Below are 21,907 nucleotides of genomic sequence, written 5' to 3'. Positions count from 1 at the left end.
TGGTCAGGCGACAGCGGATTGATCAATGCTGCCGATCATCGGTCCAACGATGTCGTTGACTTCATCGATGCGACACGAAACAGGCGTCGAAGGCTGCGTCGATGATCGCGAGCTTGACCGCCTGCGCCTTGTGATATTCGCGGCGGAAGCCTTTCGAGACCCAGAGTCGGGACTTGCCGCGCGCTCCAACCCAGCCAACGCTTCCCATGGACTCTGCCTCGGCGAGCTTGCGGCCCAGTTGTGTCCGCGACAATTTCAGCCGTTGCGCCAGAGCGGAGACCGACGTCACGTCGGTCGTGATACGATCGAGGCTGGCGTCCTCTTCCTCACAGCCGACGATCAGGCGATCCATCAACACGCCCCCCTCGTCGACCCAGGTGAACAGCTTGAACGTCGGTTCGGGTTCGCGAACCATGTGAGACCCGAGCAAGCCGTCGGCAATCAGCGGCTGCATGCGCTGAACGACCTCTGGTCGGGCGGCCAATGTCGCCGAACGGCTTCCGCCATCCAGGCCATCCAGCGTTGCCAGATGCAGCAGATGCCATTGATGCAGCGCATCAAGCGCTGCAGGTCCCGGCTCCACCGGGCGATGACGCTTGCCCTCGCTTCCCGCAACATGGCGCACGATGCCGTATTTCAACATCTCCTTGACGAAGGCAGCCGCGGTGTTCCGGCTTGCGATCTGGTGATGCTCGACAAGATCGAGCACACGTGCGGTCAACACTCCGGAGCCAGGACCGGCCACGGCAACATCCCGGAAGAACTGCGCTACCGCCGCGTGCGCCATCAGCCAGCGTTGCTGCGTTGCAAACAACGATCCCATCCGCGGATCGGCAGCGTTGAGAAGCAAGAGCGCCCAGGCTTGTCCGCGCACGCGGGATTCAAGCGCGGGATTCAGAAAAATGTCGTCCGCATTCAATGCCATCGGGTCTCTTTAATTCAAAGTGTGCCGCTGAACGCCGCGACCGCTCGCTTCACCGGCACCTTGAAGTCGCATCAGCCACTACCGCGTTCAGAATGCAAGGCAACAAGGCCCACGCATTTACTATCGCACCAAGATCAAGAATTCGTCGGCGCCGGCTTCCCAGCGGCCGGACGACATAGCTCCGCGCGCCGTAGACATCAACTATCGCTGCCGGTTTGGCATGAAGTATGTTGGCATTCCCAATGAGATTCCCCTGAAGGCGCCTGCAATGAATTTCGTCGCATCGACCACTGACGGGACGCAGCGCGGGCTTCCGAAGCACCTCAAGAGTCTGGAAGCTCAATCAATCGAGATCATGCGCGAAGTCATCGCCGAATTCAGACGCCCGGTGATGCTCTATTCGATTGGCAAGGACTCCAGCGTCATGCTGCATTTGGCGCTCAAGGCGTTCTACCCCGCAAAGCTCCCGTTTCCGCTATTGCACGTCGATACGACATGGAAGTTTCGCGAGATGATCTCGTTTCGCGACGAGACAGCGCGTCGGCTCGGCATCGAGCTGCTCATCTACATCAATCAGGATGGTCTAGGCCGTGGCATCTCGCCGATTACATCGGGCTCATCGATCCACACTCAGGTGATGAAGACCCACGCGCTCAAACAGGCGCTCGACCTCTATGGCTTCGATGCCGCTTTTGGCGGCGCTCGCAGGGACGAAGAGAAGAGCCGGGCCAAGGAGCGGATCTTCTCCTTTCGCTCGCGCGGACATGTCTGGGACCCCCGCAACCAGCGCCCGGAATTGTGGAACCTGTACAACACCCGTGTCGGACCAGGCGAAACCGTTCGCGTTTTCCCGCTATCGAACTGGACCGAACTGGATGTCTGGCACTACATCCATCTGGAAAACATTCCCGTGGTGCCGCTCTATTTCGCCAAACACCGCCCGGTCGTGGCGCGCGGCGGCTCCTGGATCATGGTCGATGACGAGAGACTGCCCCTCAATGCGGACGAGCAGCCGGAATCGCGGCAAGTTCGATTTCGGACGCTGGGTTGCTATCCCCTGACCGGAGCGATCGATTCCAGTGCCACAACGCTGGAAGATATCATCTCGGAAATGAGATCGACGCGGCTCTCGGAGCGGCAGGGTCGCCTGATAGACAGCGACGAACCCGCATCAATGGAGCGAAAGAAGCGCGAAGGCTACTTTTGATGGACAGCCGCGAACTTCCCGTCGAAGCGCAGAGCAAGGACCTGCTTCGTTTCCTCACCTGTGGATCGGTGGATGACGGAAAGTCCACGCTGATCGGCCGCCTCCTGCATGACTCCAAGCTGATCTTTGAAGATCAACTATCCGTGTTGGCGACGGATTCGAAGCGCCACGGCACCACCGAAAACGACATCGACCTTGCGCTCCTCATGGATGGGCTCGAAGCCGAACGGGAGCAAGGCATCACGATCGACGTTGCACATCGTTTCTTCAGCACACCCCGACGTTCTTTCATTGTCGCCGACACGCCCGGCCACGAGCAGTACACGCGGAATATGGCCACCGGGGCATCGACAGCCGATCTCGCCATTCTCCTGATCGATGCGCGCAAAGGTGTTTTGCCTCAGACCAGACGACACTCCCTGATTTGTTCGCTGCTCGGCATACGTCATGTTGTCCTGGCCGTGAACAAGATCGATCTGATCTCCTATCAAAGCGAGATTTTCTCTCGCATTGTCGATGAATACAGAGGCTTCGCCGCGGAACTCGGCTTTTCGTCGATCGCACCGATTCCAATCTCGGCCCGACATGGCGACAACGTCACGAAGGTGTCGGACAACACGCCCTGGTTTCGCGGGCCAAGCCTGCTCGACTATCTCGAAACCATCGATGTGAGTGGCGACACGATCGAACGTCCGTTCCGCTTTCCGGTGCAATGGGTCAACCGACCCCATCTTGATTTCAGAGGTTACGCCGGCACGGTAGCATCCGGGACAATCAATGCCGGCGATCCCATCGCCGTCGCGAATTCCGGCAGGCTCTCGACGAGGGTGAAGGAACTCCTGACCGCGGAAGGCGCTCAGACCTCCGCCCAGGCCGGTGACGCGATCACGATCACGCTCGCAGACGAGCTGGACATCGCCCGCGGCGATCTCCTGATCAGTCCGGATTCTCCTCCCGAGGTATCGGACCAGTTTGCGGCACATGTCATCTGGATGAGCGACCAGCAACTCATGCCTGGCCGCTCCTATCTGGCCCGCATCGGCACCCGGACGACGCCTGTTACGGTCACCGGGATCAAGTACAAGATCGACGTCAACACCCGCGAGCACCTTGCCGCTCGCACGCTCGGCCTCAACGATATCGCGTTCTGCAATCTGTCGACGGGCACACCCGTCGCGTTCGACCCGTACGGGCAGAACCGCAAGACTGGATCATTTATCGTCATCGACCGCTTGACCAATCATACGCTTGGCGCGGGGATGATCGCGTTTGGCCTGCGGCGTGCCACCAATGTCCCCTGGCAGGCCACGCTGATAGGAAAGTCGGAGCGCGCTGCGCAAAAGCACCAGAAGCCAGCCATCGTATGGCTCACCGGCCTGTCGGGTGCCGGCAAGTCGACGATTGCCAACATCGTTGAACGCCGGCTTCATGCCGGCGGCCATCACACGATGATGCTGGACGGCGACAATCTGCGCCATGGCCTCAGCCGGGACCTCGGTTTCACGGAGGCGGACCGCGTTGAGAATATCCGTCGTGCCGGAGAGACAGCAAAACTACTGGTGGATGCAGGCCTGATCGTGCTGTGCTCGTTCATTTCTCCCTATCGCGCCGAGCGAGACATGGTGCGCCGACTGGTGTCCGATGGAGAGTTCATTGAGGTATTCGTCGATACACCTATCGACGAATGTGCACGGCGGGATCCAAAGGGTCTCTACGCCAAGGCAAAGGCCGGCAAGATCAGGAATTTTACCGGCTTCGATGCCCCGTACGAACCGCCGGAGACTCCCGAAATACACCTGCAAACGATTGGTCAGCAGCCCGAGCAATTGGCGGACCAGATCGTGAAGAAGTTGGCCGCACTCGGAATCGTATGAACGAAGCGTCGATGCGGCATTCGAACGCTAAGTTCAGATCACGGCATCATTCGGATTTACCGGGCCACGAGCCTTTCCAACTGAAAACTCCGAGCTCTCGCTTCGGTCCATCAGATACCCCAGCGTAGCGCCGCGGTATGCACGGGGGCATCCCACAATTCTTTTGCCTGACCCTCGAGCACTGAGACGGTGATCGAAGCACCGGCCATGTCGAGAGACGTCACATAGGAGCCGGTGAGGAAGCGCGTCGCCGTGATCCCCGCCCCGTCCAGGATGCGCTTGGCGCTGTTGGCCATCAGATAGAGCTCGATCAGCGGCGTCGCGCCGAACCCGTTGATGAGAAGCAGGACTTCGCTGCCCTTGCTCGGTGCGAGATCGCCCAGGATCGCGTTGAGCATCTCGGCCGCGATCGCATCGGCAGAGGCCAGCGGCACCCGGCGGCGACCCGGCTCGCCGTGAATGCCGACCCCCATTTCCATCTCGTTGTCGGCCAGGGTGAAGTTCGGCCGGCCCGCCGCCGGAACCGTGCACGGCAGCAGCGCCACCCCCATCGAGCGAGTGCGTCGGTTGACGTCATCGCCAAGCGTCTTGAGCGCGGCGAGCGGCATTCCCCTTTCAGCAGCGGCGCCGACCATCTTTTCCACGATCAGCGTGCCCGCGACGCCGCGACGGCCGGTCGTGTACGTCGATTTCTCAACCGCGACATCGTCGTTGGTCACGACGCTGACGACCTCACGCCCTGCCATCTCGGCGGCCATGGTGAAATTCATCACATCGCCTTCGTAGTTCTTGACGATGAACAGCACGCCTGCCCCGGTGTCGACGGCCTCAGCCGCCTCGATCATCTGATCCGGTGTCGGCGACGTGAAGACCTGGCCCGGACAGGCGGCATCGAGCATGCCGTCGCCGACAAAGCCGGCGTGGAGCGGTTCATGGCCGGAGCCGCCGCCTGAGATGAGCGCAACCTTGCCCGGCTTCAGTGTACGACGGCGCACGAACTTCCGCTCGGCGCCGAGCAGCAGGATATCGGCATGTGCAGCCGCCAATCCGTCGAGACTCTCTTCGAGCACTGTGTCGACGCTGTTGATCAGCTTTTTCATGGCGTCCTCCCGGCTATCTTTCTTGCGTTTCGAATTCGTCAGCCGATGCTTTCGGCGTAGCGCGCGAGCTGGGCAGCAAAATCGACGATGAGCTGCTCGAGCGCGCGATTTTTCTTGTCGTCGCCGAGATCTGGCACGGTCACGGAAACAATGCGCGTGCGCGCCTCGCGGTGAGCGCCACGCAGCCGACCCGGATGTGCGCGCCCATAGGCTTCGAGGAAAGCCGCGCGCTCGGCACCTGCGAGATGGCAGACCTCGAAGATAATGGGGACATGCTTAGCCGGAATCGGCACCAGATAGGCCGGATTGGTGATCTGGCTCACGAAGGAGCGGTTCTTGCCGAGCGCGGCCGCGAGCTTCAACCGCGTCCCGGACGGCCTGTTGTCGAGAGCCCTCCGCAGGATGAGCTTGTAATCCGCGACGTTGCTGTCGCCCGGCCGGCTTGTGTCTTCGCCTGCATCGTCGGTCATGCGGTCACCCCAGCGATGGCGGCCTTGAGCCGCGCTACCGCAATCGGCGAGACCGAGAGGGTCGTCAAGCCTGTCGCCAGCAGCGCCTTCGTCAAGCGCGTATCCGCTGCGGCATCCCCGCAGAGCGAAACCTCGACACCGCGCTTGCGCCCGGCCTCGACGGTTCGCGCGATCAGCGCCAGCACCGCCGGATGGCCGGCATCGTTGAGGTCGGCGACAGCGCCGATATCGCGTGCGGCAGCCATTGTGTATTGGGTCAGGTCGTTCGACCCGATCGAATAGAACGCCGCTCCGAACTCTTCCGCGCACAGGGCTGCCGCCGGGACCTCGACCATGATGCCGAGCGGCGGACGCGCGCAGGCGATCCCCGCTGCCTCGAGTGCCGCAAACTCCGCGTCCATCATGGCCTTGGCACGGTCGAGCTCCGAGGGGACCGCGATCATCGGCAACATCACCTTCAGTGTCCCATGAACCGCTGCACGGCAGAGTGCCCGCAACTGCACACGAAACACCTCCGGCCGCGCAAGCGAGAGCCGGATCCCGCGCAGGCCCAGGAATGGATTGCGCTCACCATCGACCGTCAGGTCGGCGATTGGCTTGTCGCCGCCGGCATCGAGAGTGCGGATCGTCACCGGCCGTCCCGCAGCCCATTCGAGAATGCGCCGATAGACCGAATATTGCGTATCCTCGTTGGGCAGGCCTCTCGATCCCTCGAACAGAAACTCGGTCCGCACGAGTCCGATGCCGTCGCAAATAGCGGGATCGAGCGCCGCGAGGTCTTGGGGCGCGGCAACGTTGAGCAGGACGGCGATGCGCCGGCCATCGGCCGTCAGCGCCGGCTTGAGGCGCCCCGCGTCGGCAGCGATCTGTGCGGCACGCGCCGCCGCCATCCGCTGCTCGAACAGGCGGCGCGTTTCCGGCTTGGGATCAAAGATCACGCTGCCGGTATCGCCGTCGACCAGAGCCAATGACGGCGGCTGTCCGTTCCACGGTAATGGACCCAGTCCAACCACCATGGGGGCACCGCGCGATCGCGCGAGCATCGCGACATGCGACGATGGCGATCCGCTAGCGAGCGCAACGGCACCGCCGCGGGTCCAGTCTACGGCGAGGAACGTCGATGGCGAAATATCGTCGCCCGTGACGACGGACTCTCCGGAGATTTTTGCGATCGTGTTTGCGCCGTTGAGCCCTGCGAGCACGCGATCGCGAATGTCGACGAGATCGGCGGCACGGGCGCGGAAATACTCCTCATCCGCCGCGCGATAGCCGGCGATCTCCGCGTCGAGTGCTGCGCGCCAGGCCTCATCGGCAGCCGTACCGCCCGCAACAGCCTCGTAAGCCCCCTCCGCGAGCGCATCGTCACCGAGCATCGCGACCTGGAATTCCAGGATCTCCGCGGCCTCGCCATGAACCGTCGCGATCAGTTCGGCAAGCTCGGCTGCTGCCCCCTCGATCGCTGCCTTCAGCGCTGCGGCCTCCTGCCCGGGATCGCCCCTCGTCAACCTGCTCGCCACGGCACTCGTCAACATGGCGACCGGGCCGATGGCGAGGCCTGGCGAGGCGGGATGGCCGGTGAGGTGAATCTCGCCCACGATTCTACGCCTCGCCGAAGCCGTCATGCACCAGCGCCAGCATGGCCGCAAGCGCCGCCTCGCCGTCAGGACCAGCGATGCGGAAATGCAGCGTTGCGCCTTGCGGCGCCTTCACACGCATCACCTTCACCGGGCTCTTGGCGTCGGTCCAGGGTCCCTCGGCAGCAAGCGCAATTTCGATCTTGGCGGCAAAGCCTTTGGCGCATTGCGTGAGCTTCACCGACGGCCGCGCGTGCAGGCCGACCGGATTGACGAGGACCGCCGAGGCGGTCAGCGGCGCAGACGTCTGAGCCGCCCGGTTGGCGTTGGCATCATGCATAGAATTCCTCCGCACTGCGCTTGACGGCGGCAAGCGATGAGCCGCCCGAAGATTCGGTCGCAGCGATCACGGCCCCCTCGACCACCGGCGCATTGCAGACAAGGACGCGCGCGCGCCGGTCTTCCGGGAGCATCTCGACCGCCATCTCCGAATTGGTCTCGGCACCGCCGAGATCGACGAGGATCGCAACGCCCGCCGGTGACCAGGCCGTCTCGATCGCCTCGAGGATTCCTGCAACATTCGTACCTAGGCCGCCATCGACATCGCCACCGGTCCAGGCCAGCGGCACCGCGTCTCCGACCATCTGGCGCACCATATCGGCCGCGCCTTCCGCGATCTTCGGCGAATGCGACACGATGACAATTCCGACATTGCTCATGTATTGACCTCGAACTCCAGTGTCTCAACTGCTGCGCCGATCAGAAGTGACGCCGAGCGCGAGCCCGGGTCCATATGACCGATGGAACGTTCGCCAAGAAACGACGCGCGACCGCGGATCGCCAGCATCGGCGTGGTACGATCGGCCGCTTGCACAGCCTCCGCCGCGATCGCCTTGGCGTCGCCGCCTCCCGCAAGTAAGGCGTGAACCGGCACCAGGACATCCAGCAGCGTCTTCTGCCCTGCCTCCGAACGGCCGCGCGCCTTGACGGCCTCGATCGCCTTCTCCGTCGCCGCGACGAGATCGGCCCGGCTCGGCTGCCCCGGAAGTGCCTTGCCCAGTTCCATGAAGAAAGTCCCGACCAGCGGCCCCGAAGCACCGCCGACCTTCATCACCAACGTCATTCCGATCGCCTTCAGCATTTCCGGAAGCGACTTGTCGGCAAGGCCTGGCAGCGCCGCAAGCACCGCCTCGAAACCGCGCTTCATGTTCAGCCCGTGATCCCCATCGCCAATCGCCTGGTCGAGGCTCGTCAACTCGTCCGCGTGTTCGATCACCGACGCTGCCAGCGCACGCACCAATCTTTCCCTGGCTACCCGATCAAGGCTCATGCCGCTACCCTCCAGCCCTTCGCATCGAAAAACAGCGGTTTATTCAAACGGAGCGACACGACGTCTCCTGCGCCAAAGCCCGCTTCGGGATCCGCCAGGGTCACGACCGGCCTCCCGGCGAGGTCGAGATGAAGGTGGCTCTGGTCACCGAGGTGCTCGACCCGCTTGACGGTTGCCGAGACATCGCCGCCGTTACGCGCTATCGTCAGGTGCTCGGTCCGCGCGCCGATGGTCTCGGCGCCGGCTGGCGCGCCGCCGAACAGAGCCGCCGGCAGCAGATTGATCACCGGCTGGCCCAGCCTTGCCGCGACATGCGCGTTGATCGGATTCTCGTAGATCTCCCGCGGCGAGCCGATCTGCATCAGCCGCCCGCTTTCGATCACGCCGATGCGCGAGGCCATGGTCATCGCCTCCGTCTGATCGTGGGTGACATAGAGGATGGTCGCGCCGAGATCGACCTGGATCCGCTTGAGCTCGAGGCGCAGCTCGCCGCGCAGCTTGGCATCCAACGAGGAGAGCGGCTCGTCCATCAGATAGATCGAGGGCGAGCGGACCAGCGCCCGGCCGATCGCGACGCGCTGCATCTGCCCGCCTGACAGCTGCGTCGCCTTGTTGTCCAGCTTGGTCTCGATATGAAGCAGGCGCGCGACCTCCTGCACCTTCGCGCGAATCTCGGCTTCGGGCACGCGGCGGGTCGGCGCACGCAACGCGAAGGCCATGTTCTCGAACACGGTGAGGTGCGGATACAGCGAATATTGCTGGAAGACAAAGGCCACATCGCGGTCCGCCGGCGCATCGCCGGTCACGTCACGCCCGTCGATACGGATCGAGCCGCTGTCCGGCTGCTCCAATCCGGCGATCAACCGCAATGCCGTGGTCTTGCCGGCGCCGGTCGGGCCTAACAATGCCACGAACTCACCGTCGCCGATTGTCAGCGACAGATCGCTCAGGGCTTGCGTCTTGCCGAAGGCCTTGGAGACGGCTTTGATCTCGACTTCAGCCATGCGCGCCTCCTTCATGCAGCGCAGTGCGAATCGCCCGGCCGGATGCCTTGTCGAAGATCGACAGCGTATCGGGCCTGAAGTCGAGGCCGACAGTCTCGCCGGTCCGGAAGGATCTGCTGCTGGGTGAGCGAGCCTTGAGCGCACCGTAATGCGTCGTCACGGTCACGATCTGCGTCGTGCCCAGATATTCCGTGCCATAGACTTCGCCGCGCACCATGCCGCGATCGGTGAAGCGCACATGCTCGGGCCGCACCCCAAGCACGAGCTCGCTTTCCGCCATTGCCTCGCGCGCGGCAGGAATTGCAACGTCACGCTCGCCGAGCCGGACCGCCTCTGCGCCGGTCTGCAAGCCGCCGCGGAACGGCAGGAAGTTCATCGGCGGCGAGCCGATGAAATCTGCGACGAACAGCGATGTCGGCCGGTCATATATATCGCGCGGGCTCGCCACCTGCTCGACCACACCATTGTTCATCACCGCGATCCTGTCTGCCATCGCCATGGCCTCGAGCTGGTCATGCGTAACGTAGACGGTCGTCGCGCCGAGCCGATCATGCAGGGCACGCAACTCATGAATCATCGCCTCCCGCATCTCGGTATCGAGCGCGCCGAGCGGCTCGTCCATCAGAAAACATTTTGGCTTGCGCACGATCGCACGCCCAAGCGCAACGCGCTGCCGGTCGCCGCCGGCAAGGCCCGACACGGAACGGTCGAGGAGATGCGAGATCCGCAGGATGCGCGCTGCCTCGACAACCCGCCGATCGCGCTCGGCGGCACCGATGCCCTCGCATTTCAGGGGAAAGCCGATGTTGCGGCGGACATTCATGTGCGGATAGAGCGCGAAGAGCTGGAACACGAAGGCAATGTCGCGCGCCGACGCGCGGTTCATCGTCACGTCTTCGCCGCCGAGCCGGATGGTACCCGCCGTCGGCAGCTCCAGGCCCGCGATCATGCGGAGCGTCGTGGTCTTGCCGCAGCCGGAAGGTCCGAGCAGGCAAAGGAACTGGCCGTCCTCCACCGTGAAGCTGGCGGACTTGACCGCATGAAATGCACCGAAGGATTTGTCGAGCGCCTCGACCTTGATCTGTGCCATCGCGCCCTACTCCCGAACCTTGGACACGATGGTGTACATCACCGTGCCTAACAGGGTCGTCGCAAACGACCAGGAATAAAGTGTCAGTGAGAATGGCTGCATCAGCATCACGACACCGGCAGCGATGATCGTCGTCGCCACGGCTTCGAGCGGACCGCGGCGCAGAACACGGTCCGCAAGACCGCGACGCGCAATGGAGGGGGTGGCGTCGATACTCATTTGCGGACAGCTCCAAAGGTGATGCCGCGCAGCAGATGCTTACGCAACAAGACCGTGAACACCACGATCGGCACCAAGAACAGCGTCGTGCCGGCGGCCACCGCGGGCCAGTCCTGCCCGCCCTCGCCGATGATGATCGGAATGAATGGCGGCGCCGTCTGTGCGTTGCCCGAGGTGAGAAGCACCGCGAAGGCGTATTCGTTCCAGGCGAAGATCAGGCAGAAGATCGCCGTCGCCGCGATTCCCGTGGTGGCTTGCGGCAGCACCACCTTCACGAAGGCCTGGAAGCGGGTGTATCCGTCGATCATCGCCGCCTCCTCGTATTCGCGCGGGATTTCGTCGATGAAACCCTTGAGCAGCCAGACCGCGAGGGAGACGTTGACCGAGGTGTAGAGCAGGATCATCCCGAGCCTGGTGTCCGACAAGCCGATGGTGCGGTACATCAGATAGATCGGGATCGCGACCGCGATCGGCGGCATCATCCGGGTCGACAGGATGAAGAACAGCAGGTCATCTTTCAGCGGCACGCGGAACCGGGAGAAGCCGTAGGCCGAGAGGGTACCCAAAGCAACGGCGAGCACGGTCGAGCCGAACGCAATGATCAACGAATTGACGAAGCGCGGCACATAGTTCGAGGGACCGGCGACAACCATGTTGCGGCTACGCGCGATGTCATCGCACAGCCCTTGCGGCGGCCCGAGCGAACGGATGAATTCCGGCGTCTGGCGCGAGCGGGTCGTGAACAGGTTGCAGAAGCCTTCGAGCGACGGCTTGAACATCACCTTCGGCGGATAGGAGATCGCATCGTCAGGCGACTTGAATGCGGTGAGCATGATCCAGACCAGCGGGATCATGGTGATGATCGCGTAGAGCACGACGAGCGAGCCGGCAAAGCGCCGTGTCGTGGCCGACGGCTCGACGACTGAATGGGCTGTGGTGGCTGATGTCATCGGCTTTTCACCTTGTTCAGCGCCTTCACATAGATGTTAGCGAGTCCGAAGACCGTCACGAACAGGATGATCGCGAAGGCCGAGGAATAGCCGGTGCGCCAGCTCTCGAACGCCGCCCGCTTGAGCGTGATCGAAGCGACTTCCGTGGTCGATCCCGGCCCGCCGCCGGTGAGCAGATTGACCATGTCGAACATCTTGAAATTCTCGATGCCGCGGAAGAGCACGGCCAGCATGATGAACGGAAGCGCCATCGGCAGCGTGATCGACCAGAACTGCCGCCATTTCGACGCGCGGTCGACCTCGGCCGCCTCGTAGATGTAATCGGGGATCGAACGCAGGCCGGCGAGACAAATCAGCATCACATACGGCGTCCACATCCACGCATCGACGATGACGATGGCCCAGGGGCTCAGCGTGACGTCGCCCAGCATCTGGAAGGACGAGGCTGCGCGGCCCGTGAAGAAGGCGACGACGTAATTGAACAGGCCGATCTGGGGCTGGTACAGGAACGTCCAGAAATTGCCAACGACGGCCGGCGAGAGCATCATCGGCAGCAGGATGATCGTGGTCCACATGCCGTGGCCGCGGAATTTCTTGTCGATGAGGTAGGCCAGGCCGAATCCGAGGATGGTCTCGATCACCACCGTCCAGATCACGAAATGCGCGGTCACCTGCATCGCTGCCCAGATGTCAGGATCGGTCAGGATCGACTGGTACCAGTCAGCGCCCAGCCAGATCATCGGCACGTTGGCCCTGTTCGCGCGGTAGTTCGTGAACGACAGATAGATCGTCCAGAGCAGCGGGAAGATATTGATCGCCAGCAGCAGCACGATCGTCGGCGTGATGAAGAGCCAGGCGAGCGTCCTGTCCGACAGACCTCGGATACGACGCGCCACGCCTGGCCCGACCATGACGGCCCGATAGGTCATCCGCGAAGAGGCACTCAATTCGTTCATTGCGTGAACCGATCCTGACACCCGGCGTCGACACTGCGACGAATTCCGGTCATCTCGAAGGAAACCCGGAGCGCGAGCGTACGCGCTCCGGGCAGATTGCATCAGAACTTCTTGCCTTCTTCCTTGAAGATCGCCTTCCAGTCCTTCACCAGACCGTCGAGCGCTTCCTGAGCGGTGCCCTTGTCGGCAACCACGTAGTCATGTACGCGCTTCTGCTCGGCTTGCAGCAGCTGGGCGTAGGATGGCTCGGCCCAGAAGTCGACGACCATTCCCATCGACTGCAGGAACTCCTTGGCGAAGGGCGCGCTGTTCGGGAAGCTCGGGTCGTTCAGCACGGACTTGGCGCAGGAATAGCCGCCGAGCGCCCACCACTTCTTCTGGACGTCGCCGCCGGAGAACCACTTGATGTATTGCAGCGCCTCGGCCTGGTTCTTGGAGTAGGAGACCACCGAGATACCCTGTCCGCCGAGCTGCGTCGCTTGCGCTGCGGGACCGGCCGGATTGACGAAGAAACCGATCTTGTCGCCGCCGACATTCGGGTCCTTGTAGAGGCCCGGGAAAAACGCGAAAAAATTCATCTGCAGCGCGACCTGGCCGGACTTGAAGGCATCAAGCCCTTCCGACATGTAGGAGTTGGAGGCGCCGGGCGGCGTGCAGCACTTGTAGAGCTCCTTGTAGGCCTCGAGCCCCTTCACCGCGCTGGCCGAGTTCACGAACCCATCCATCGCATAGGGCTTCTTCGGATCGTCGTATTTGAAGCCGTAGTCGTAGAGGTAGTTCGAGACGCCCATGGTGATGCCTTCCGAGCCGCGCTCCGTATAGATCGAGGCGCCGTAGACCTTCTTGCCGTCGATCTCGCGGCCCTGGAAGAATTGCGCGATGTCCTTGAGCTCATCGAGCGTCTTCGGCACGCCGATCTCGCGGCCGTACTTGGCCTTGAAGTCCTTCTGCACGTCCGGCCGCGCGAACCAGTCCTTGCGATAGGTCCAGCCCACCGCATCGCCCATCGCCGGCAGCGCCCAGTAGTTTGGCGTGTTCTTCGGCCACTCGGAATAGCCGACCACCGTGGCCGGCATGTAGTCGTCCATGCTGATTCCTTCCTTCTTGAAGAAATCGTTGAGCTTGACGTACTGGCCGTTCTCCGCAGCGCCGCCGATCCATTGTGAATCGCCGATGATGAGGTCGCACAGCGAGCCGTGCGAATTGAGTTCGTTCAGGAATCGATCGGCGTAATTGGTCCACGGCACGAATTCGAACTTCATACCGATACCCGACTTGGCGGTGAAGTCCTTCGACAATTCGACCAGCGCGTTGGCGGGATCCCATGCGGCCCAGCACAGCGTGATGGTCTTGCCTTGCGCCTGCGCGGGCGTGGTGCCCGCTCCGACGCCGAACGCGGCGGCAACAGCCCCGCAGGCCACTACAAGCGTCTTCATCGTTCGTTTCATTGCACGTTCCCTCCGAGTGCGCCGGCCATCGAGATGGCGCGGCTTTCCTACCCGCTCGAATGCTTCGAGCAGAGCGACACAGTCCATGACGAGCTGAACAACTAAACTTGCGTTTCCTCGCGCCACCCGGATTCTATAGGCCCGGCAGGCTCGATTTGTTTAGTAAGGCACGATTTACTAAACATTGCAAGTGCAGTTTGGCTGGTCGTCCGCTCGGTCGATTGCAATTTTCTCGTCACGAACTGATCGCTGTTGCGGACAAGCCGGAGCGTCGACGGAGCAAGGGCGATCGCCAGGTCCAGGTGATGATAGTGAGCTTCATAGCTTTAGATGAATGGCATCGGCCAGTGAGCAACGTGCTGGAGTCAACGCTCGACTTGAGTGTGGCTGCGCTACGCCCACAGCTGCGTAGCCGTCGGTAAGGTCGGCCGCGTGGACACCGATGTAATGTACTTCGCGAGCAGCGAGAGAGGGCGCCGGAGATTGTAGCGAACGCTCCCGCATCGATGTTGGCGCAAACTTCGCTGAGATCTACAGAGGGCCTCTATGCAACTCGTCGCGGAGCCACTTTTGGGACTCGCTTCGCCCACTCCGGAGAGCTTGTTCACGTCGGTTGCTGCAAGATTTTCTTGATCTCCCGGTGCACACGGCGCGCACACCCGAAATCGGGGCGGAGTGCACACGCAATGCCGACCTTTACGGGGCTCAAGTCGGCTAGCTGGCGCGTTCGCAACCCACCATCAGCGAGTTTGAGCCAGTTACGGCCAAACAAGGACTACTCCATCAAAGCTGATGCCCCGGAGCTGCTGTCGAACGCGCAGAAGTCCCACGATGCATCCTTCAGTCCAACTCCGCTGATGCCCGTTTTCAGCATATGCGCAACCAGCGACGCCACTCCATCCGCCGCATGACCGATTGTGAGCCCGCCATCGCGGATGTTGGACATGCAATTCCTTCTCGAATCGGGTGTTCCTGGCCGCGGCGAGCAAGTCACATAGATCCCGACGCTGTCGGCCGCCGACAGGCCGGGCCGCTCGCCGATGATCACGATGGAGATCCGCGCACCCACGATCTCCGCAATGGGATCACCGAGCGCGACACGCGCCTGCGATGCCAGAACCAGGGGCGCGATGGAAAGCCGCCGTGCCGAAAGCAGCCCAACGACGGCTCGCACCAACGGTACGGCGTTTGTGTCGATTGCGCGGGCAGACAATCCGTCAGCTACGACGATCAAGATGTCATGGTCCGAGCGGGCGCCGGTGAGACGGTCCGCCGCTTGCAACGAGAGTTTCCGGCCGAGGTCCGGCCGACGAACATAGATAGCGCGGTCTCCAGCCTGGCTTTCCACCTCGACAATTCCCAGCTCCAGATCGATCAATCCGTCGCGAACCGAGACCCAATCAACCTCTGACCAAACCGCCTGCCGCGCGCGCGCATGGTCGAGCAGGAACGACTGCGCCGCACGCGTCGGCAGCCCCGCACCGAAACGGCCGAGAAGGACCCGCGCCTGGGTCATTCCCCGGAGATCGAGCGACGCCGTCGGCCCTCGATCGAGTTCGTCCGTCATGTCACCTCCCCAACTGCCGGGCGTCTGCCATATAGTCCGCGAGCCTCGGAGATGCCTCCAGAAGTCGACCGGCGCCATCGGTCAACCCGACGTCAAGGAGCCATCGCTCGAATTCCGGCGCCGGCGGCCGTTTCAGGACCTCCCGGCAATAGACCGCATCATGATGTGCGAGCGACTGATAGTTCAGCATCACGTCGTCGGCGCCCGGCACGGTGATGACGAAATTAACGTTGGCCGCGCATAGCAGCGTCAGCAACGCATCCATGTCTTCCTGATCAGCATCGGCATGGTTGGTGTAGCAGACGTCTACGCCCATCGGCAGGCCGAGCAACTTGCCGCAGAAATGATCTTCGAGGCCCGCGCGGATGATCTGCTTGCCGTTGAAGAGGTATTCCGGCCCGATGAATCCGACCACGGTGTTGACGAGAAGAGGGCTGAACTCGCGCGCAACAGCATAGGCGCGGGCTTCCATGGTTTGCTGATCGACACCGAAATTCGCCTCTGCCGACAGGGCCGCCCCCTGCCCGGTCTCGAAATACATCAGGTTGGCGTCGATCGCGCTGCGAGCGAGACCGCGTACGGCCTCATGAGATTCCCGCAACAGCGACAGGCTGACGCCGAATCCCTCATTGGCCTTCTGCGACCCCGCGATTGACTGGAATACGAGATCCACGGGTGCTTTCGCCGCAATCGCCTTCATCGCCGTCGTCACATGGCCAAGGCAACACGTCTGTGTCGGAATCGAAAGGCGCATGCGCAGCTCATCCAGTAGCGAGACGATGCGGATATAGTCGTCCACCGTATCGGTCGCCGGATTGACGCCGATCACGGCGTCGCCTGAGCCCATCAGGAGGCCATCGATCGCCGACGCAGCAATGCCGTGGGAATCGTCGGTCGGATGATTTGGCTGATTGCGCGTCGACAAACGTCCCTTGAGGCCGATGGTCGAGCGGAACCGCGTGACCACCTCCCGCTTGGACGCGACGGAAATCAGGTCCTGCAGCCGCATGATCTTCGACACCGCCGCCACCATCTCCGGCGTCAAACCGGGGGCCACGGCCTCCAGCTGCCGCTGCGCCGTCTCCGGCTTGAGCAGCCATTCGCGAAATTCACCGACCGTCAGCGACGAGACGATCGCAAAGGCCGCCGGATCATGGCGTTCCATGATGAGGCGCGAGACCTCGTCTGTCTCGGCCGGAATGATCTCCTCGGCGACAAAGGTCTTCAGCGGGAGGTCTGCGAGCGCCATTTGCGCGGCAAGCCGCTCGACCGGACCGTTCGCGGCGATGCCCGCAAGCTGGTCGCCCGACCGCTCTGGCGTCGCCTTGGCCAGCAGCTCCCTCAGGTCGGAGAAGCCGAAAACCGTCCCGTCGATGGTCGTCTTGTACGGCATGAGCGCTACCTGCCGATCAGCGCAAGTGCTTCCGCATGGAGCCTCGGCGTAGCGGCCGCCAAGACATGCCCTTCCGAGCGAATCGTGAGCGGTCGTCCGGTCCAGTCGGTGATACACCCGCCGGCGCCTTGCACGATGGGAATCAGCGCCATGTAGTCATGCGGCTGGAGACCCGTCTCCAGAACGATGTCGCAATGTCCCGATGCAAGCAGGCCATAGATGTAACAGTCTCCGCCGAAGCGGCGCAATCTCGCGGCTCTCGAGATCCGCTCGAACACCTCGGCATCGCCGCCGGCGAACATATCGGGCGAAGTCGTGTAGAATCGCGCGTCTGCGATATTCTTGCACGCGCTGGTTCGCGCCAATCGACCACCGAACAGCGACAGCCCCGGCCGCGCCATCCACCGCTCCCCCGTGAAGGGAATATCGATCAGGCCGCAGAACGGTTGCTCCTCACAGGTCAATGCAATCAGCGTTCCGAACAGGGGAAAGCCGGTGATGAAGCTCTTGGTGCCGTCGATGGGGTCCACGATCCAGGTGAAGGCGCCCCCCGGCTTGCCCCCGATCTCCTCACCGATGATGCCGTGTTCCGGAAAGCGCTCCTCGATCCTCTCCCTGAGACGAAGCTCGACGGTGCGATCGGCAATCGTCACGGGGCTGTCATCCGACTTCGAAACGACGTCCAGCGGCGTACGGAAATAGGACAGCACAGTGGGCCTGACCAAATCCGCCAGTTCGGCGGCGAAGGACAGGTAGACGTCGGCGTCATCAGCCGCGACGGCGGGGTGAGCCATCACAGCGCCTTCAAGAACAGCGGCCATCGCGGGTCGTAGATGATGGAGCGGGCCCGCATATGCTTCCAGACGCCATATTTGTAGAAGTCGAAGTCCAGTGTCGAGATGCGGTTCTGCACCATCGCCCAGGTGCTCCACTTGATGTCGGCGAGTGCCTTGTGAACGATAAAGCGCGCGTGCCACTGCTTGCGGTAAGAGCCGAAATACTCCTCGATAATCTCCTGTTCGATATCCTCTGAGAAGAAGTGTTCCCCGCTCCAGATGGCGAGATCATAGAGCCTCTCGTTGTTGGACGCGTATTCGAAGTCGATCAGCTTGATCGATCTATCTTCCCCGACAAGGAAATTCCCCGGCATCGGATCATTGAAGCAGGGCACGAGATCGAGCCCGGCAGCTTCAAGCGCCGCACGCGCCTGCCTGTACTGACGTTGAAGCCAGACGTGATCTTCCGGAGAGTAGCCACCGAGCTGTCTCACCTGCTCATAGTGCTCGTCGATCATGTCGAACACGGTCTTGGTCAGCGGAAGCGGCTCGCCTTCGTGAAAGCGGCGGTACATCCTGACCACGTTGGCGCGAAACAGCGGATCGACGCAGTCGCGATGGGTCGAAGCCCGGCGATCATCGAGGAACTCGGACACCTCAATGTCGAGGTGGTCGAGATAATCGAAGGTCCGCGGCCCGACCGCCATCATCTCCGCCTGCTTGCTTGCGGCCCGGGCCGCGCGGCGATCGATGAACATCTCGGTGCCGCGACCGGGTATCTTGACGAAATATCCGACCGGGTCGCCTTCGACTGTGACACGAAAATTGGTGTTGCTGATACCGCCCGACACCGGCCTGTAAGTCAGACGAGATCCCTTCCAGACTTCCACCCCAACGATGGCCGCCTCCAGCGTTCGTTCAGCATCGGATCGGCCAGATCCCATCTCCATCATCACCTTGCCCCATCTTCACTAGAGAGACCGCACGCGCTCTTCGAAGCCGGGATGCCCAAGCAGCATCCGGCATCGCAGGAAGCGCCACGATGCATATTTCAGGAATTCGACGCCCTGCAGCGGTGAACGCACATCCTGCAGCAGGCTGCGGAGCGCCCAGTAAAGATCGTCCGCGGCGGCATAGAGCCGGCATCGATTGAATGCCTTCTCGCAGAACCGGCCATCATGCATCTCCAGCAGTGGCTTCATCCAGCTCTCGAACTGATAGAGCTCGTTCATCTGAACGCCCAGTTGATAATAGGGGTCGATGTCGCCGGCCATATCGAAATCGACCAGCATCAGGGCCTTGTCCGGTCCAAGCATCACGTTGGAGGATTGCGGGTCGCCATGTGCCGGCCTCAGCTCGACGCCGGACGCAGAGATCGCCTCCCGGATAGAGATCATCCAGGCCAGCATCCAGTTCACATCGCCCGGGAGCACCGCGCCTGACGTCGAGATCAACGGCCAAAGCCGGTCGATGCCGTCGAAAACAGACCAGGGGCGTCCCAGCGGTTCTCCTGCGGCAATCGTCTTCTGCATCTCAACCAGCCGGACGACCGCGTCTTCTTGCATCAGATCGTCGATCTTGGCCGTACGCCAGCCCTCGTCGAGGCGAGAAAACAGCACGGCCCTTTCAGCCGGCACACGCGCGACCGGCGGCGGCGACAGGCCCAGGCCGTGAAGGCGTTGTGCCGCCACAAAGGCCACGTCGTCGTCGACCAATTCGGCGACCTCGTCGTTCGCAAGTCGAAGGAGGAGATTTGCGCCATTGCCGTCAGGCGCGACGTTGAATGTCGTCGACTCGACCGCATGATACGACGGCGAGGCCACTGGGAACGCGGACACCGCGTACGTTGCCTTGTTCGCGTCGATGACCGACATGTTCCGGATTGCCCGCTCGGCGCGCTCCTCCGCAGCCGTATTGGGATGACCAAGCTTTTTCATGCCGCAGCCTCATTTGCCGGCAGCCCTTCGCTGGCCATCGCATACAGCATGTCGGCGAGGACCTGCGCTCCAAAGGCCTGGTCTGCGGCGCTCGTGAACTCGGTCGGGTGGTGGATGACGCCGTCACGCGAGCGGACCGCCAGAACGATCGAGGGGCAGACGGCGGACAGCGCCACGGCATCATGACCGCCGATCGTATCGAGATGACGCGCCGTTTCACCGAACCCCGCGGCCGTTCGCTCCGCAAGCGAGACCAGCCCTTTGGCAAATCGGCCGGCCTTGCGCCGATCGATCGCCCTCACCTCGAATGTCACCCCAGCCTTCTCCGCGGCGGCTTCAATTCCCAACTCCATCTTTCGTTCGGCCTCGGCGAGAACCTCGGGTGATCCCGAACGCAGTTCGATGAAGAGGACGGCCTCGGACGGAACGGTATTGGGCGAATTTGGAAACACTTCGAGGCGGCCGACCGACGTATGCAGATCAAGGCCGTGTTCGGCGGCGATCCGCTTCAGATCCGCAATGAGGTAAGCGGCGCCCAGCAACGCGTCCTTGCGCTGCGCCATCGGCGTCGGCCCCGTATGGGCCTGCCGGCCCAGGAAGGCGAGACGATATTTGGTGGCGCCCCAGAAGCGGGTGAAGATGCCAAACTTTTCATCGGCTTCGAACAGCGCCTTGTCGCCCTCGATGTGAAGCTCGATCAGCGCGCTCGGCCTCGCCACACTGTCCTTGCCGGCATAGCCGATCTGCGCAAGGGATTCCCGCACGGTCACGCCGTCACCGTCCTTGCGGTCGAGCGCCCATTCGCGCTCCAGAGCACCGGCAAAGACGCTGCTTCCCAACAGGCTCGGCTGGAAACGCGCGCCCTCCTCGTTGGTCCAGTTCACCACCTGAAAGTTGCAGACGGGGAGCTTCTTCTCCGCCTTCAGCCGTTCCGACACGGCAAGCACGGCCTCGCAGGCCGAGACGACGCCGAGAGCTCCGTCGAAACGGCCACCGTTGGGCTGGCTGTCGATGTGAGATCCGACCATCACCACCGGCGCATTGGCGCCGGCGAGCGACAGGCTCCCGAATTGATTACCCATGCCATCGACCGCCTGGTTGAACCCGCTCCGGGCAAACCAGCGCCCGAGCCAATCGCGCGCCGCGCCGTCCTCCTTCGAGAGGGCCAGGCGTGTCATGGACCCGTCGGGGCCGCCGCCGAACGTCGAGAGTTCGTCCATCATCGCCTGCAAGCGCGATGGGTTGATTGGGGCGCGCACGGAGTTGATGTCAGGCATAGATGATTTCCACGTGGGATTTGAGAAATTGCTCGGAGAAGTCCTTGGTCAGGCTGCCTCCCGTGACCACGCCATGCACGTCCTGCAGGCCAAACGTATGGATCGAGCCGAGGCGGCCGAACTTGGAGCTGTCCGCGACGATGACCGAACGTTTCGCCTGAGCGCGCGCGACGCGGCGGATGATCGCCTCGTCCTCGCCATAGTCCATGAATCCGCGCTCGGCATGAACCGCGCTGATCGCGATGATGGCGAGATCGAAGAAGTGCTCCTTCATTGCTGCCACCGTCTCAGGACCAAACGTCGCCTGATAGTCCGGCCGTAGCCGCCCGCCCAGCACGCGAACGCTAGGCGTCGGCGCGTAGTAGAAATGGGCGGCAACCGCCAGCGAGTTGCTCACGATCGTAAGGTCCTTGCGGGTCTCAAGATGCTTCAGGCAGGCAAGCGCCGTGGTGCCTTCGTCGATGAAGATCTTCATGCCGTCACTGACGAGCGCCGCAGCGGCCTCGCCGATCCGTGCCTTTTCCCTCGCGCCGACGCGCAGGCGCTCGGCGAAGGGCTGGTCACTCTCCTGCCGATCGAGCACGGCGCCGCCATAGACGCGCCGGGCAAACCCCTGCGTCTCGAGCTCCCTCAAATCACGCCGGATCGATTCCTGGCTGACCTTGAGCTGGTCGACGAGGTCCTTGACGTGGACCCGCTGCTTCTGCCGCAACAGATCGCGGATCAGCTCGAGCCGATGCTCCGTAAAGCTCATGGACGTTCCCCGCATGTCGCGGCACTGCCGGCCGCTTCCTGGCGCGTATTCCTGCT

At 62.6% G+C, this 21,907-nt stretch carries 22 protein-coding genes; 2 read left to right on the top strand and 20 right to left on the bottom strand.

The genetic code is table 11. The features are described from left to right. Positions 1–61: 61 nt before the first annotated feature. Positions 62–925, bottom strand: coding sequence for a hypothetical protein (locus tag JQ603_RS09575; RefSeq protein ID WP_212338690.1), 864 nt, complete (start codon positions 923–925; stop codon positions 62–64). A gap of 268 nt (positions 926–1,193) precedes the next feature. On the opposite strand from JQ603_RS09575, the gene cysD reads away from it, so the two are divergent. Beyond that, on the top strand, positions 1,194–2,132 hold the full coding sequence (cysD, locus tag JQ603_RS09570) for a sulfate adenylyltransferase subunit CysD (protein ID WP_212338687.1): 939 nt from the start codon (positions 1,194–1,196) through the stop codon (positions 2,130–2,132). Beyond that, on the top strand, positions 2,132–4,006 hold the full coding sequence (gene cysN, locus JQ603_RS09565; RefSeq protein WP_212338685.1) for a sulfate adenylyltransferase subunit CysN: 1,875 nt from the start codon (positions 2,132–2,134) through the stop codon (positions 4,004–4,006). The genes cysD and cysN overlap by 1 nt, the downstream gene beginning before the upstream one ends. A 110-nt stretch (positions 4,007–4,116) precedes the next feature. Here cysN and dhaK read toward each other — a convergent pair whose 3' ends face one another. From dhaK to JQ603_RS09470, 19 genes are all read right to left on the bottom strand, one after another. Continuing rightward, positions 4,117–5,106, bottom strand: coding sequence for a dihydroxyacetone kinase subunit DhaK (gene dhaK, locus JQ603_RS09560; protein ID WP_212338683.1), 990 nt, complete (start codon positions 5,104–5,106; stop codon positions 4,117–4,119). A gap of 38 nt (positions 5,107–5,144) precedes the next feature. Continuing rightward, positions 5,145–5,576, bottom strand: coding sequence for a hypothetical protein (locus JQ603_RS09555; RefSeq protein WP_212338681.1), 432 nt, complete (start codon positions 5,574–5,576; stop codon positions 5,145–5,147). After that, positions 5,573–7,171 carry a phosphoenolpyruvate--protein phosphotransferase gene (ptsP, locus tag JQ603_RS09550; RefSeq protein ID WP_349630723.1) on the bottom strand — a complete coding sequence of 533 codons (1,599 nt, stop codon included), beginning with the start codon at positions 7,169–7,171 and terminating at the stop codon, positions 5,573–5,575. Before ptsP ends, JQ603_RS09555 begins: the two co-directional genes overlap by 4 nt. Before the next feature lie 4 nt (positions 7,172–7,175). Then, the gene (locus JQ603_RS09545) at positions 7,176–7,490 is read right to left on the bottom strand and encodes an HPr family phosphocarrier protein (protein ID WP_212338678.1); all 315 of its coding nucleotides are present in this window, start codon (positions 7,488–7,490) and stop codon (positions 7,176–7,178) included. Beyond that, a complete protein-coding gene (gene dhaM / locus JQ603_RS09540) occupies positions 7,483–7,869 on the bottom strand; it encodes a dihydroxyacetone kinase phosphoryl donor subunit DhaM (protein ID WP_027557143.1) in 387 nt (128 codons plus the stop codon). Before dhaM ends, JQ603_RS09545 begins: the two co-directional genes overlap by 8 nt. Further along, a complete protein-coding gene (dhaL, locus tag JQ603_RS09535) occupies positions 7,866–8,480 on the bottom strand; it encodes a dihydroxyacetone kinase subunit DhaL (RefSeq protein ID WP_212338675.1) in 615 nt (204 codons plus the stop codon). Before dhaL ends, dhaM begins: the two co-directional genes overlap by 4 nt. Then, positions 8,477–9,484, bottom strand: coding sequence for an ABC transporter ATP-binding protein (locus JQ603_RS09530; RefSeq protein ID WP_212338673.1), 1,008 nt, complete (start codon positions 9,482–9,484; stop codon positions 8,477–8,479). The genes dhaL and JQ603_RS09530 overlap by 4 nt, the downstream gene beginning before the upstream one ends. Next, entirely contained in the window at positions 9,477–10,574 is a 1,098-nt protein-coding gene (locus tag JQ603_RS09525) for an ABC transporter ATP-binding protein (RefSeq protein WP_212338671.1), read from the bottom strand. The genes JQ603_RS09530 and JQ603_RS09525 overlap by 8 nt, the downstream gene beginning before the upstream one ends. A gap of 6 nt (positions 10,575–10,580) precedes the next feature. Beyond that, positions 10,581–10,793: a hypothetical protein gene (locus JQ603_RS09520; protein WP_212338668.1), complete on the bottom strand. Its 213-nt coding sequence runs from the start codon at positions 10,791–10,793 to the stop codon at positions 10,581–10,583. After that, complete coding sequence (locus JQ603_RS09515; protein WP_027557138.1) at positions 10,790–11,743, bottom strand: carbohydrate ABC transporter permease; 954 nt, start codon at positions 11,741–11,743, stop codon at positions 10,790–10,792. Before JQ603_RS09515 ends, JQ603_RS09520 begins: the two co-directional genes overlap by 4 nt. After that, on the bottom strand, positions 11,740–12,699 hold the full coding sequence (locus JQ603_RS09510; protein ID WP_212338665.1) for a carbohydrate ABC transporter permease: 960 nt from the start codon (positions 12,697–12,699) through the stop codon (positions 11,740–11,742). The genes JQ603_RS09515 and JQ603_RS09510 overlap by 4 nt, the downstream gene beginning before the upstream one ends. Before the next feature lie 101 nt (positions 12,700–12,800). Further along, entirely contained in the window at positions 12,801–14,135 is a 1,335-nt protein-coding gene (locus JQ603_RS09505; RefSeq protein WP_433996634.1) for an ABC transporter substrate-binding protein, read from the bottom strand. 787 nt (positions 14,136–14,922) lie between these two features. Next, positions 14,923–15,714: an ethanolamine ammonia-lyase subunit EutC gene (gene eutC, locus JQ603_RS09500; RefSeq protein ID WP_212338660.1), complete on the bottom strand. Its 792-nt coding sequence runs from the start codon at positions 15,712–15,714 to the stop codon at positions 14,923–14,925. Position 15,715: 1 nt separating this feature from the next. Then, positions 15,716–17,107, bottom strand: coding sequence for an ethanolamine ammonia-lyase subunit EutB (locus JQ603_RS09495; protein ID WP_212339962.1), 1,392 nt, complete (start codon positions 17,105–17,107; stop codon positions 15,716–15,718). Positions 17,108–17,112: 5 nt separating this feature from the next. Further along, entirely contained in the window at positions 17,113–17,901 is a 789-nt protein-coding gene (gene hisN / locus JQ603_RS09490) for a histidinol-phosphatase (RefSeq protein WP_212338658.1), read from the bottom strand. After that, on the bottom strand, positions 17,901–18,836 hold the full coding sequence (locus JQ603_RS09485; protein WP_212338652.1) for a choline/ethanolamine kinase family protein: 936 nt from the start codon (positions 18,834–18,836) through the stop codon (positions 17,901–17,903). The genes hisN and JQ603_RS09485 overlap by 1 nt, the downstream gene beginning before the upstream one ends. Before the next feature lie 18 nt (positions 18,837–18,854). Then, on the bottom strand, positions 18,855–19,820 hold the full coding sequence (locus tag JQ603_RS09480) for a phosphotransferase (RefSeq protein WP_212338649.1): 966 nt from the start codon (positions 19,818–19,820) through the stop codon (positions 18,855–18,857). After that, a complete protein-coding gene (locus JQ603_RS09475) occupies positions 19,817–21,097 on the bottom strand; it encodes a Zn-dependent hydrolase (RefSeq protein WP_212338646.1) in 1,281 nt (426 codons plus the stop codon). The genes JQ603_RS09480 and JQ603_RS09475 overlap by 4 nt, the downstream gene beginning before the upstream one ends. Then, complete coding sequence (locus tag JQ603_RS09470) at positions 21,090–21,851, bottom strand: DeoR/GlpR family DNA-binding transcription regulator (RefSeq protein ID WP_212338644.1); 762 nt, start codon at positions 21,849–21,851, stop codon at positions 21,090–21,092. The genes JQ603_RS09475 and JQ603_RS09470 overlap by 8 nt, the downstream gene beginning before the upstream one ends. Positions 21,852–21,907 lie beyond the last annotated feature (56 nt).

Source organism: Bradyrhizobium liaoningense (assembly GCF_018130825.1).
GTDB lineage: Bacteria > Pseudomonadota > Alphaproteobacteria > Rhizobiales > Xanthobacteraceae > Bradyrhizobium > Bradyrhizobium liaoningense_B.
The sequence above is the reverse complement of the archived record's forward strand: the minus strand, read 5'-3'. Positions and strand labels throughout refer to the sequence as shown.